The 12296-nt window shown below is 70.4% G+C and carries 12 protein-coding genes; 8 read left to right on the forward strand and 4 right to left on the reverse strand.

Going from position 1 to position 12296, the window contains the following annotated elements; translation table 11 throughout:
• Positions 1-121: 121 nt before the first annotated feature.
• Positions 122-748: an amino acid synthesis family protein gene (locus tag KN815_RS20960; protein ID WP_216343480.1), complete on the reverse strand. Its 627-nt coding sequence runs from the start codon at positions 746-748 to the stop codon at positions 122-124.
• The gene (locus tag KN815_RS20965; protein ID WP_216343481.1) at positions 741-1880 is read right to left on the reverse strand and encodes an LLM class flavin-dependent oxidoreductase; all 1140 of its coding nucleotides are present in this window, start codon (positions 1878-1880) and stop codon (positions 741-743) included. The genes KN815_RS20960 and KN815_RS20965 overlap by 8 nt, the downstream gene beginning before the upstream one ends.
• Positions 1881-2113: 233 nt before the next feature.
• Here KN815_RS20965 and KN815_RS20970 point away from each other — a divergent pair, with 233 nt between their 5' ends.
• The 3 genes from KN815_RS20970 to KN815_RS20980 all read left to right on the forward strand — a co-directional run bounded on the left by KN815_RS20970 (position 2114) and on the right by KN815_RS20980 (position 5255).
• Positions 2114-3031, forward strand: coding sequence for a flavin reductase (locus KN815_RS20970; protein ID WP_216343482.1), 918 nt, complete (start codon positions 2114-2116; stop codon positions 3029-3031).
• Positions 3032-3104: 73 nt separating this feature from the next.
• Positions 3105-4532 carry a purine-cytosine permease family protein gene (locus KN815_RS20975; protein ID WP_216343483.1) on the forward strand — a complete coding sequence of 476 codons (1428 nt, stop codon included), beginning with the start codon at positions 3105-3107 and terminating at the stop codon, positions 4530-4532.
• Between the two features lie 120 nt (positions 4533-4652).
• On the forward strand, positions 4653-5255 hold the full coding sequence (locus KN815_RS20980) for a helix-turn-helix domain-containing protein (protein WP_216343484.1): 603 nt from the start codon (positions 4653-4655) through the stop codon (positions 5253-5255).
• A gap of 25 nt (positions 5256-5280) precedes the next feature.
• Here the strand turns inward: KN815_RS20980 and KN815_RS20985 are convergent, their stop codons facing one another.
• Complete coding sequence (locus tag KN815_RS20985) at positions 5281-5775, reverse strand: Lrp/AsnC family transcriptional regulator (RefSeq protein ID WP_216343485.1); 495 nt, start codon at positions 5773-5775, stop codon at positions 5281-5283.
• A gap of 108 nt (positions 5776-5883) precedes the next feature.
• Between KN815_RS20985 and KN815_RS20990 the strand changes: the two genes are divergently transcribed.
• The gene (locus tag KN815_RS20990) at positions 5884-6348 is read left to right on the forward strand and encodes a DUF2000 domain-containing protein (protein WP_216343486.1); all 465 of its coding nucleotides are present in this window, start codon (positions 5884-5886) and stop codon (positions 6346-6348) included.
• Here the strand turns inward: KN815_RS20990 and KN815_RS20995 are convergent.
• A complete protein-coding gene (locus KN815_RS20995; RefSeq protein ID WP_216343487.1) occupies positions 6320-7288 on the reverse strand; it encodes a ketopantoate reductase family protein in 969 nt (322 codons plus the stop codon). The genes KN815_RS20990 and KN815_RS20995 overlap by 29 nt on opposite strands.
• Positions 7289-7349: 61 nt before the next feature.
• Here KN815_RS20995 and KN815_RS21000 point away from each other — a divergent pair, with 61 nt between their 5' ends.
• The 4 genes from KN815_RS21000 (at position 7350) to dnaK (ending at position 12251) form a co-directional block, all read left to right on the forward strand.
• Complete coding sequence (locus KN815_RS21000) at positions 7350-7979, forward strand: CGNR zinc finger domain-containing protein (protein ID WP_216343488.1); 630 nt, start codon at positions 7350-7352, stop codon at positions 7977-7979.
• Between the two features lie 73 nt (positions 7980-8052).
• Positions 8053-8781 (forward strand): YoaK family protein, encoded by a 729-nt coding sequence (locus tag KN815_RS21005; protein ID WP_216343489.1) that lies wholly within the window; start codon positions 8053-8055, stop codon positions 8779-8781.
• Between the two features lie 85 nt (positions 8782-8866).
• On the forward strand, positions 8867-10270 hold the full coding sequence (gene sthA, locus KN815_RS21010; RefSeq protein ID WP_216343490.1) for a Si-specific NAD(P)(+) transhydrogenase: 1404 nt from the start codon (positions 8867-8869) through the stop codon (positions 10268-10270).
• A 76-nt stretch (positions 10271-10346) separates the two neighbouring features.
• Complete coding sequence (gene dnaK, locus KN815_RS21015; RefSeq protein ID WP_216343491.1) at positions 10347-12251, forward strand: molecular chaperone DnaK; 1905 nt, start codon at positions 10347-10349, stop codon at positions 12249-12251.
• Positions 12252-12296: the final 45 nt, after the last annotated feature.

Here is a 12296-nt window from a genome sequence, read left to right on the forward strand (position 1 = left end):
TCTGCCTGTGGAGACGGTGTGAGACCTCAACGGGAGTCCTCCCGGACGGGGCGGTCGTCGGTGAAGCAGGAACCCCAGCGGGCGACCGCTGGAATCGCCCGCCTTTAGGCGGGGGAGGAAGTCAAGTCACGGTCTCCAGGTCGACGACGACGACGTCGTCGTCCAGATCGGCGAGGCGGACGAGGGGGTCGGTGGCGCGGTCCCCGATCCGGGCGTTCGGGCGGGGGCCGGACGCCCCGGCCGCGACGACGACGATCTCGTCCGGGCGGGGCGCGTCGGGGATGCGGATCTGGCAGGTCTGGTAGTGCGAGCGGGTCGCGGCCGCGGTCTTGTGCCACAGCGGCACGGTCAGCGGCGCACCGGCCGGAAGCCGGTCGTCGCTGAAGACGATGATCGAGGTGCCCTCGGTCAGCTCGCGGAAGACATTGCCGAAGAACGGGGTGTGGATCAGCGCGCCGCCGTGCTCGATCTCCCCGTCGAGACCCACGATCGCGGCCTTGCCGAAGGACTCGATCCGGTCGACCCCGCCCAGCGCCTCGCTGATCCGGCCGGTGAGCAGCCGGGCCAGCCCCGGTGCGATCCGCTCCACCTCGGGCCCCAGATCGGCGACGACGCCGCCGCCGGCCCAGGGGTTGTGGATCACCGCGGCCGCCGCGACCCGGCGCACCGGCACCGCGACCGGGCGGCCGAGCTCCAGCAGCAGCTCATCGGTGACGGTGACGACCTTGCGCAGCCCCGCCTCAGCCATGACCGCCACCGGTGGTGAACCGCGGCATGACCTTCTCGGCGAACAGCTCCAGGCTGCGCATCGCGTTGCGGTGCGGCAGACCGGGGTGGGTGGTCCACAGCAGCAGATGCTCACACCCCACCTCGTCGCGCAGCTCGGCGATCTTCTCCGAGACGTACTCGGGGGTGCCGACCAGCAGATTGCGCCGCTGGAGGAAGTCGAAGGACAGCTCATGGGCGTCGGTGAGCTCCTCGCCCGCCTCCATGAGGTTGCCCAGCCCCCGCCAGTGCATGATCCACCGGTAGGTGGTCATCAGCGCCTCTTCGAATTCGGCGCGTGCCTGCTCCATGGTGTCGGCGACATACACATCGCGCACCAGGCCGATGCCCTCGCCCAGCGCGTACTCGCGGCCCGCCGCCTGGCTCGCGGTGTCCCGGTAGAGCTCGAACCGCTCCTTGAGCGCGGAGACCGGCGGCAGCCAGAAGAGCCCCTGGACACCGTCCGCCGCCGCGGCCTTGATCGACCGGGGGCTGTCGATGACCTGCCACAGCGGAGGATGCGGCCGTTGCAGCGGAAACGGCGTGACCTGCATCTTGGTGATGACACCGGCCTCGGTGTACTCCGGGGTGGCGGGGGAGAGCGGGTGGTTCCACTTCACCCCGGGGGCGGGGAACTCGTAGAACCGGCCCCGGTGCGAGAAGAACTCGCCGCTCCACGCCTTGCGCAGGACCTCCACGGTCTCGTCGTACAGCGCGCGGTTCTGCTCCTGGTCGCGCGGATCGGCCAGGGCGTTGAGGTTGAGCGCCTCGCGGCCGTACAGCCCCCGGCCGAGCCCGACCTCGACCCGGCCCCCCGAGAGCTGGTCGAGCATCGCGATGTCCTCGGCGAGCCGCAGTGGATGCCAGAAGGTGGCGATGGAGGCCGCCTGGCCGATCCGGATATCTGTCGTACGGGCGGCGATGTCCGCCCCCATCAGCACCGGGTTCGGGGTGATCTCGATCGCCTCGTGCCCGAAGTGGTGCTCGGTGTACCAGGTGGACCAGAAGCCCGCCCGGTCCGCAGTGACCGCGAACTCACGGGCCTCCGCCATGACGTCGGGGTACTCGCCGAGGCGGCCCGGGGCACCGAGGTTGTGGAATATCGAAAAGCGCATGCAGCGTCCGTCCTGTTCTTCCGGCTCACGCTGTGCCATGGCAGGGAGGCTAGGAGTCCGATTCCGGCCCCGTCAAGGGTCACGGTCGAGACACCTACTATTGACCTGTGTCTTTGCTGTTCGGAGAGGTCTCGCCAACCCATTTCCGGTTCATTCATCCCTAGGTGTTGACAGCGACTGATGGCCCTTTCTACGGTCCTCTGCCATACAAGAGCTGAGTGAGGGAAGACGTCATGACGCATACTCTTGACCGCACCGCCCGCATCCGCTCCACCTGGCAGGCCGTCTGGGACCAGGGCCAGGTCGACGCGCTCGACCAACTGCTCAGCCCCGGCTATGTACGGCGACGCGGTCCCGCCGCGGCCCCCCAGGACCGAGAGCAGTTCAAGGAGTCCGTCCGCGCCATCCGCCGGGCCTTCCCCGATCTCCGTACCGAGATCGAGGAGATCGTCGAGGACGGCGAATCGCTGGCGATCCGCTGGCGCAGCACCGGCAGCCACACCGGCGACTTCCTCGGCGTGCCGGCCACCGGCAGGCCGGTCGAAGTCTCCGGCGCCACCTTCACCCGCTTCGACCACGGTGTGGTCAGCGAGGAGTGGGTGACCTGGGATCCCCGCCAGTTGCTGGAGGCGCTCGGGATCATCACCACCACCCAGCGAGCGGCCGTCGACGCCGATCTGGTCCGTGGCGTGCACCGTAAGTTCATCACCGGTGTCACCGTCGTGACCTGCCAGGACGACGGCAGGCCCCGGGGTCTTGCGGTGAACGCGTTCGCCAGCATCTCGCTGGATCCGCCGATGGTGCTGGTCTGTGTGCAGCGCACCTCCACCACCCACCCCGCACTGCACCGGGCAAGCCATCTGGGGATCAACATCCTCGCCGCCGGCCAGCTCGATGTGGCCAAGACGTTCGCCTCCAAGGCGGACGACAAGTTCGCCGGGCTGGCCTGGACCGCGGGCGAGTTCGGGGCCCCGCTGATCGACGGGTCCTGCGCCCAGTTGGAGGTGGAGATCGGCGAGCGGCTGGAGGCCGGCAGCCACACCGTCTTCACCGGCCGGGTGGTCTCCGCCCGCCATGCGGAGCTGGCCCCGCTGGTCTACAGCGGCGGCGGCTTCTTCGACATCTCGCAGACCGCGCCGCTGCCGTGGTGAGAGGCCGCCGCCCGGATCCGTACGCCCACCGGTCCCCCCTGACGTCCACTCCTCCCGTTCCAGGAGCACGCCCATGACCCACGATGACACGGCGCCGGTGTACGGCAGCGCGGTCACCAAGGTGGAGCCCTTCGGGGTCGACCACATCCCCGACAACGAGCGGCACGGCAAGCCCAGTTCGCAGTTCTTCGTCTGGTTCGCCGCCGGTCTCAACTTCCCCATCATCCTGCTCGGGTTCAGCGCGGTCGGGCTCGGTCTCAGCTTCGGCGCCGCCGTCGCCGCGATCGTGGCCGGCGCGGGTCTGGGCTCGCTGCTGATGGCCGTGATGTCCCGGATGGGCGTACGGCTGGGGGTGCCCCAGCAGATCCAGGCGCGTGGTCCGCTCGGCTTCTTCGGCAACTTCCTGCCGGTGGCGTACATCAATGTGTTCGCCGGGGTCGGCTGGGCCGCCGTCACCGTGATCCTCGGCGGCAAGGCCATCGCCGAGCTGACCCATCTGCCCTTCTGGGTCTGCGGGTTGGCGCTCACCCTGGTCGAGCTGGTGGTGTCCATCTACGGCTACAACATGATCAATTTCCTTCAGCGGGTGCTGACCTATGTGCTCACCCCGCTGTTCGTCATGATCACGGTGGTGGCCCTGGTACGGGGCGCGGGCACCTTCGGCGCCGATCCGAAGGCACCGGACTATGTGGGCTCCACCGGCGGCTGGATCACCTTCGGCGGCTGGTTCCTCTCCTTCCTCGTCGCCTGGGCGCCGTTCGCCTCGGACTACTCGCGCTATCTGCCCGACTCGCCACGCGTGGTGGGCCGCACCGCCTGGTACACCGGGCTCGGCAACTTCGTCACCATCTGCTGGCTCGGCATCCTCGGTGTGCTCCTCGGCTCCAACGCCACCAGCACCGACTCCATCACCGCCCTGCACCAGTTGACCGGGCCGTTCGCCATCCCCGCCCTCATCGCCATCGGGCTCTCGGCGCTCGCGCAGAACTTCCTCAACGTCTACGGCGGCGCGATCTCCATCCAGACGCTGAAGGTGCCGGTCACCCGGACCCAGGCCGTGACCCTCATCTGCGCGCTGGCGTACGGGATCAGCCTGTGGGGACACTCCGGGGTCGAGGACAAGTTCTCGGTGTTCCTCAATCTCACCGCGTACTTCATCGCGCCGTTCGCCACCGTGCTGCTGCTCGACTACCACCTGGGCGGCCGCTCCGACCCCGGCCGGATCGCCGAGCTGTACGACCGCGGACGGGTGCTCTCCTGGGGCTTCGTCGCCTGGGCAGGAGGCGTGGTGGCCTCGGTGCCGTTCTGGCAATCCGACCTCTACACCGGGGCGTTCGCCTCGGCGTATCCGCACGCGGGCGATCTGAGCATGTTCGTCGCGGCGGCCGCCGCCGCGGTGCTCTATCTGCTGACCTACCGGCTCCGGCCGCTGTGGACGCGGGATGTCCCCGCCACGCCCGGGCCGCGGCCGGAGAAGACGGCGGCGGTGGCGGGCTCCTGACCTCCCGGCAGTGCACGGCCCGGGGCGGGCGGCGTCGCTACGGCGCCGCCCGCCGCCGAGGTGGGGCCCTCATCCGGCACCAGCGCGTCCCCTTTGACGACAGGCCCTAGGATGCGGTGGATGGCGGGAGACGCGGGGGACGACGACAAGGCGCTGGAGCGGATCATCGCGGTCCGGGCGCGGGAGTACCGGCAGGCGGCCGGGGCGTCGGTCGGTGGGATGGCCGAGCGGGTGGGTATCTCCAAGGCCATGCTGTCCAAGATCGAGAACGCCCAGACCGCCTGTAGCCTCACCACCCTCTCCCGGCTCGCGCGCGGCCTGGGCGTGCCCGTCACCGCGCTCCTCCGCGGGATGGACGACGAGCGCGAGGCGGTCTTCGTCCCGGCCGGTCACGGCGCCCGCATCGTGCGCCGCGGCACCCGGATCGGCCATGAGTACGCCCTGCTCGGCGCCCTGCGCGGCAGCAATAAGCGGATGGAGGCGCTGGAGGTCACCCTCACCGAGTCCAGCGAGGTCTTCCCGCTCTTCCAGCACGGTGGCACCGAGCTGATCTACATGCTCGAGGGCGTCATGGGCTACGGCCACGGCAAGTCCAGCTACACACTGGGGGCCGGTGACGCCCTCCAGTTCGACGGCGAGGCGCCGCACGGCCCGGAGAAGCTGATCACCCTGCCCATACGGTTCCTGACCGTGACGGCCTTCGGCGACACCCCGCACCACTGACCTGTTCCCTTCCCGCAACGCTGTGTTACCGCCTCCGGCGGGAGGGCGTCGGGCGCTCGGCGGGGGCCGGGTCGATACAGCGCGACTGGGCGTGTTCGTAGACCATCGTGCTCTGCACATCCGCCACCTCGCGGCGCTCGGTGAGGCGGTCGATGACGAACGCGTACAGCCCATTGGTGTCCGGCACCGCCACATGGATGAGGAAGTCATGGGCGCCGGAGGTGACGAACAGGCCGATGGTCTCCGGCAACTGGGCGGCCCATTCCCGGAAGCCCTCGATGACCGGCCGGGACGGCGGGCGGATCCGCACCGAGATCAGCGCCTGGACGGGGCGGCCGACCGCCTCCAGGTCGACGGCGGCGTGATAGCCGCTGATGATGCCGCGCTCTCGCAGCGCCCGGACCCGCTCCAGAGAGGTCGACGGCGAGACCCCCGTCCGCACGGCCAGCTCGCGATTGGTCTGGCGTGCATCGTTTTGCAGCTCCCGCAGAAGAGCGCGGTCGAGTGCATCAAGTTCCACGAATACGCTCCTTTGCCTGAGGAAATTCGGCGGGCCGTGCCGCCGCTCGGATGGATGGGTACCGTCCACCCCATCCACCACATTAGCCATCGACAAGGAGTGCCGCTCGTGTCCGTTCCCCAGCTCACCGACGAGGATGTCCGCACCGATCAGTCCACCCGGCAGGCGAAGCTGAAGTGGGTGATCGTCGTGGCCGAGGAGCTGCCGGCGGGCCGGGCGGTGAACGCCGCCGCCTGTATGGCCGCCGCCGTCGGCCGGGCGATGCCGGAGCTGCTGGGGCCGGACGGCCGGGACGGGTCCGGCGCCGGCCACCCGGGGCTGCCGTGGGCCGGCTGCTCGATCCTGGTCGCCGGCCCGGAGACACTGCGCGAGCTGCGCGCGAAGGCCGCGGAGAAGGACGACATCTTCCTTGTCGACATGCCCGGGCAGGCCCAGACCTCACGGGTCTACGACGAGTACCTCGACAGCCTGGCCGGCACCAAGACCGAGGACCTCGACTATCTCGCGCTCAGCCTCGTCGGCCCGCGGAACAGGGTGAGCAAGCTCATCGGGAAGCTGCCCCTGCTGCGCTGACATCCGTGCCGCCGGTCGCGGCCGGGTCGCCCAGGGCGTACGGGGAGAGGATGTCGGCGATGGCCCGGTTGCGCGGGGTCGCGACGCCCAGCTCGGCGCCGAGGTCGGCCACCGCGCCGCTGAGCCAGCCCAGTTCGAGCCGGTTGCCGCGCAGCAGGTCGTTGTGCATGGAGGACGTCATGGCGGCGGGCAGCGTGTCGCAGAAGGCGAGCCGGTCGTCGGCGAAACCGGGGTCCAGGGCCACCCCCTTGGCCCGCCCCACGGCGACCACCTCGTGCATCACCTCACGCAGCAGGGCCCGCGACCCGGGATCCCCGCGGACCACCCCGATCGGCTGCCGCACCGCCGACGTCGTCCCGGAAAGGCCCACCAGGAAGACGAACTTCTCCCAGACGGTGCGCTCGATGTCCGCGCTGATCTCCGCGTCGATACCGGCCGCCACGGCGCGGTCGAGGAAGGCGCGGGCGCGCGGGGACTCCGCACGGTCGTAACTGCCGAACACCAGCCGCTGCAATGTGCCGTTGTGCACCACCACCCCGGGCTCCTCGATGAACGCCGAGATATAGCCGACCCCGCCGAGGACGGCCTCGGCCGGCAGATGGCGGCGCAGCACCGTGTCCTTCTGGACCCCGTTCTGGAACGACACGACGGCGGCGCCGCCCTCGGCGAGGGGCGCGAGCTGCCGGGCGACGTCCTCGGTGTCCCACAGCTTCACCGCCACCATGACGAGGTCCGGGGCCTCCAGATCGGAGATGGCCGGCACCACCGCCTCGGACGGCACCCGCAGCTCGCCCAGCGGGCTGCGCACCGTCAGCCCCTTCTCCCGGATCGCCGCGAGATGGCGGCCCCGTGCCACGAAGGTGACATCGTCACCCGCGGCGGCGAGCCGTGCGCCGAAGTATCCGCCGACGCCACCCGCGCCGATGACCGCGATCCGCATGATGTGCCCTCACCCTCACCCTCAGCCGCTTGGTAACCCTTCGGATGGTTACTATATGCGGATGGATTCCTCGACGGGACCGGTGCCACGGCCGCGGGTGACCGCCCGGCTGCGGGCACTGCGCTTCGACACCGGCAGCCTCGCCCTGAATCTCGTGGCGACCCTCGGGCGGCGCGGCAGTGCCCCGATCGAGCGCCTCGGCACCCTCGGCCGGCTGCGGGAGTGGTGCGACGGCGTGGGGCTGCGGCTCCACGACGAGGCCGTCACCGATGAACTCCTCGCCGAGCTGTGGACACTGCGCGAGGCGGCGTACGACGTGGTGGCGGCGGTCGTTCACGGCAGGGCCCCGTCGGCCGTGTCCGTGGCGCTGCTCAACGACCGGGCGCGGCCCGCCCCGCCACAGCCGCTGCTGATGGCCACCGGCACCGGGGTCGGGGTCGACGGCGCCGATCGCCCGCTGTCCGGGCGGGAGCTGGAGTCGGTCGTCGTCCGCGATCTCATCGCGGTGCTCGGCGACCCGGAGCGGCGCGGGGCGCTGCGGATGTGCGACGCCTCGCTGTGCACGATGGTCTACCTCGATCACACACCGGGCGGACGGCGCCGCTGGTGCTCCATGCGGCTGTGCGGCAACAGCGCCAAGGCCGCGAAACACCGCGAGCGGCGGGCAGCCGCCGCCACGGCCCGCTCCTGATACTCCCGGCGTTCCCGGGAGCGCCGTTTCCGGTGCGCCGCCCGGGGCACCCGAGGTGGCCGGAGGAGTGCCGATGGCCGATGACAGCGACACCGACCCCGCGCCGAAGCGACGGCGCCCGGGCCGGGCGTGCGACGCCGGGGGAGTCGCGGCGGCCATCGCGCTGACAGGGGCGACCGGGGCGATGGACGCGATCAGCTTTCTGGCGCTGGGCGGCGTCTTCACCAGCGTCATGACCGCCAATCTCTCCCTGCTCGGCATGTCGACCGCGTCCCTGGACGCGACGCGGGCCCGGGACACCGCGATCGCCATGGCCGGATACATCGTGGGTGCGCTGCTCAGCGGCCGGATCGTCCGCGGCCCCCGGCCCGCCTGGCGCGCCCGCTGCGCGCTCACGGTGGAACTGCTCGCGCTCGGCGGGCTCTGGGCGGCGTGGGCGGCGGCCGGCGGCCACCCCTCCGGCGGTCGGCAACTGGGGCTGCTGGCGGTGGCCGCGCTCGCCATGGGAGGGCAGAGCGGTCTGGTGCGGGCGGTCGGGCCGCCCGGCTTCTCCACCACCTATCTCACCGGCACCCTGACCGGGGTGCTGGTGGACGCGGTGCGCAGCGGCACGGTGCAACGGCTCAGCATCGCGTTGCTGGGGGCCCTGGTGGTGGGTGCCGCGGCGGGCGGGCTGCTGGTGGCCCATGCCGCGCCGGCCGCGCCCGCCCTGCCGACCGGGCTGGTCGCCCTCGTTCTGCTGGCCTCCCTGACCTCGCTGGCCCGGGACGCGCAGGGCCGTCTGTGGCCCCACGCCGAGTAGGGTGCCCCAAGTCGGTTGACGTCCGGGGCGGTTGACCGGCGATTCGCTCTTCCAGCAGGACGTCATCCGATGCCAGACTCGGTCCGTGACCGACTTTGACATGCTTGTGATTGGGTCCGGACCGGGCGGCCAGAAAGCTGCCATCGCAGCCGCCAAACTCGGTCGCCGGGTGGCCGTCGTCGACCGGCGGGAGATGGTGGGCGGGGTCTCCCTCCACACCGGAACCGTTCCGTCGAAGACCCTGCGCGAGGCGGTGCTCTATCTCACCGGACTGACCCAGCGGGATCTGTACGGCCAGAGCTACCGGCTCAAGGACGACATCACCATCGCCGACCTGACGGCCCGGACCCAGCATGTGGTCGGCCGGGAGATGGACGTCGTCCGCAACCAGCTTTCCCGCAACCGGGTCGCGCTGTTCCCGGGCACCGGGCGGTTCGTGGACGACCACACCGTGGCCGTCACGGACGCGGACGGTCAGGAACAACTGCTGACCGCGCGGCATATCGTGATCGCTACCGGCACCCGCCCGGCCCGCCCCGCGAGCGTGGAGTTCGACGAGCGGACGATCATGGACTCCGACAGTGTCCTCAACATGGAGCGGGTGCCGCGCTCCATGGTCATCGTGGGCGCCGGGGTGATCGGCATCGAGTACGCCTCGATGTTCGCCGCCCTGGGCAGCAAGGTCACCGTGGTCGAGCAGCGCGAGGGGATGCTGGACTTCTGCGACGTCGAGATCGTCGAGGCGCTGAAGTACCGGCTGCGTGACCTGGCCGTCACCTTCCGCTTCGGCGAGACCGTGGCGGCCGTCGAGCGCCATGCGCGGGGCGCCCTGGCCATCCTGGAGAGCGGTAAGAAGATCCCCGCCGACGCGGTGATGTACTCCGCGGGGCGCCAGGGGCTCACCGACGGGCTGGACCTCGACAAGGCGGGGCTCACCGCCGACCGGCGGGGCCGGATAGCCGTGGACGAGCACTACCGCACCGCCGTACCGCATATCTACGCCGTCGGCGATGTGATCGGCTTCCCGGCCCTGGCCGCGACCTCCATGGAACAGGGGCGCAGCGCGGCGTACCACGCCTGCGAGGAGCCGGTGAACCCGATCCACCATCTTCAGCCGATCGGGATCTACAGCATCCCCGAGATCAGCTTCATCGGCCGCACCGAGGACCAGCTCACGGACGAGAAGGTGCCCTTCGAGGTCGGGGTGTCGCGCTATCGCGAGCTGGCCCGGGGCCAGATCGTCGGTGATGCGCACGGCATGCTGAAGCTGCTGGTCTCCCCGGAGGACCGGAAGCTGCTCGGGGTGCACTGCTTCGGCACCAGCGCCACCGAGCTGATCCATATCGGACAGGCCGTGATGGGCTGCGGCGGCACCGTCGACTATCTGGTGGACGCGGTGTTCAACTATCCGACCTTCGCCGAGTCCTACAAGGTCGCCGCGCTCGACGCCACGAACAAGATGCGCGAGGTCGACCACCTGCGGGACTGAGCCCCGGCCCGCCTCCCCGCCCGCCCGGAATATCCCTTTTTGGGATACTGGGAGGCAGACCGGGAGGAGGGCTCAGATGACCCGCGCAGTCGGTATTGACCTGGGTACGACGAACTCGGTCGTATCCGTCCTGGAGGGTGGCGAGCCGACCGTCATCACCAACACCGAGGGGACCCGGACCACCCCCTCGGTGGTGGCCTTCGCCAAGAACGGCGAAGTGCTGGTCGGCGAGGTCGCCAAGCGCCAGGCGGTGACGAACGTGGAGCGCACCGCGCGCTCGGTCAAGCGCCACGTGGGCGAGGACCGGTGGCGGTTCCCGGTCACCGGCGACATCGACGGCAAGCGCTACACCGCGCAGGAGATCTCCGCGCGGGTGCTCCAGAAGCTCAAGCGCGATGCCGAGGCGTATCTCGGCGAGGACGTCACGGACGCCGTGATCACCGTCCCCGCGTACTTCAACGACTCCCAGCGCACCGCCACCAAGGAGGCGGGCGAGATCGCCGGGCTGACGGTGCTGCGGATCATCAACGAGCCGACGGCCGCCGCCCTGGCGTACGGGCTGGACAAGGAGAACGACCAGACCATCCTGGTCTTCGACCTCGGCGGCGGCACCTTCGATGTCTCGCTGCTGGAGATCGGCGAGGGGGTGGTGGAGGTCAAGGCCACCAATGGCGACACCCACCTCGGCGGCGACGACTGGGACCAGCGGATCGTGGACCATCTGGTCACCCGCTTCAAAGGCGGCTACGGCGTCGATCTGGCCAACGACAAGATGGCGGTCCAGCGGCTGCGCGAGGCGTCCGAGAAGGCCAAGATCGAGCTCTCCGCGGCCAGCGAGACCACGATCAACCTGCCGTACATCACCGCGTCCGACGCGGGCCCGCTGCATCTGGACGAGAAGCTCACCCGCTCCCAGTTCCAGCAACTGACCGAGGACCTCCTGGAGCGCTGCAAGGCCCCCTTCCACCAGGCGATCAAGGACGCCGGGATCAAGATCTCCGATATCGACCATGTGATCCTGGTCGGCGGCTCCACCCGGATGCCCGCCGTGACCGGCCTGGTCAAGGAGCTGACCGGCAAGGAGCCGCACAAGGGCGTCAACCCCGACGAGGTAGTGGCGATCGGCGCCTCCCTCCAGGCCGGTGTCCTCAAGGGCGAGGTCAAGGACGTCCTGCTGCTGGACGTCACCCCGCTGTCCCTCGGCATCGAGACCAAGGGCGGCATCATGACCAAGCTGATCGAGCGGAACACCACGATCCCGACCAAGCGCTCGGAGGTCTTCACCACGGCCGAGGACAACCAGCCGTCGGTGCAGATCCAGGTCTTCCAGGGCGAGCGCGAGATGGCCTCGTACAACAAGAAGCTCGGGATGTTCGAGCTGACCGGCCTGCCGCCGGCGCCGCGCGGGGTGCCACAGATCGAGGTCGCCTTCGACATCGACGCCAACGGCATCATGCATGTCTCCGCCAAGGACCTCGGCACCGGCCGGGAGCAGCGGATGACCGTCACCGGCGGCTCCGCGCTGCCGAAGGACGACATCGACCGCATGATGCGGGAGGCCGAGAGCTACGCGGAGGAGGACCACAAGCGCCGCGAGGCCGCCGAGACCCGCAACCAGGCCGAGGCACTCGTCTACCAGACCGAGAGGCTGCTGCGGGACCAGGCGGACAAGGTGCCGCAGGACGTCCGGCAGGAGGCCGAGGCGGCGGTCGCGGAGCTGAAGGGGACACTCGAGGGCGAGGACACCAACGCGATCCGCGAGGCCACCGAGCGGACCGCCACCGTCGGGCAGCGGATCGGCACCGCCATCTACGCCCAGGCCCAGCAGTCCGGCTCGTCCGACGGCGGAGCGAGCGGCTCGGCGGGCGGCTCCTCCGGTGACGGCGGGGGCCGGGCCCACACGACCGACGAGGAGGTCGTGGACGCGGAGATCGTCGACGACGAGAAGAGCGGGGACGAGCCCAAGGGGGGCGCGGGCTGACCGGCACCGCCTCCTCGGCCGTCCCGGCCGCCATCGCCTCGCCCG

Origin of the sequence: Streptomyces niphimycinicus (genome assembly GCF_018883605.1) — a bacterium.
Taxonomy (GTDB): domain Bacteria; phylum Actinomycetota; class Actinomycetes; order Streptomycetales; family Streptomycetaceae; genus Streptomyces; species Streptomyces niphimycinicus.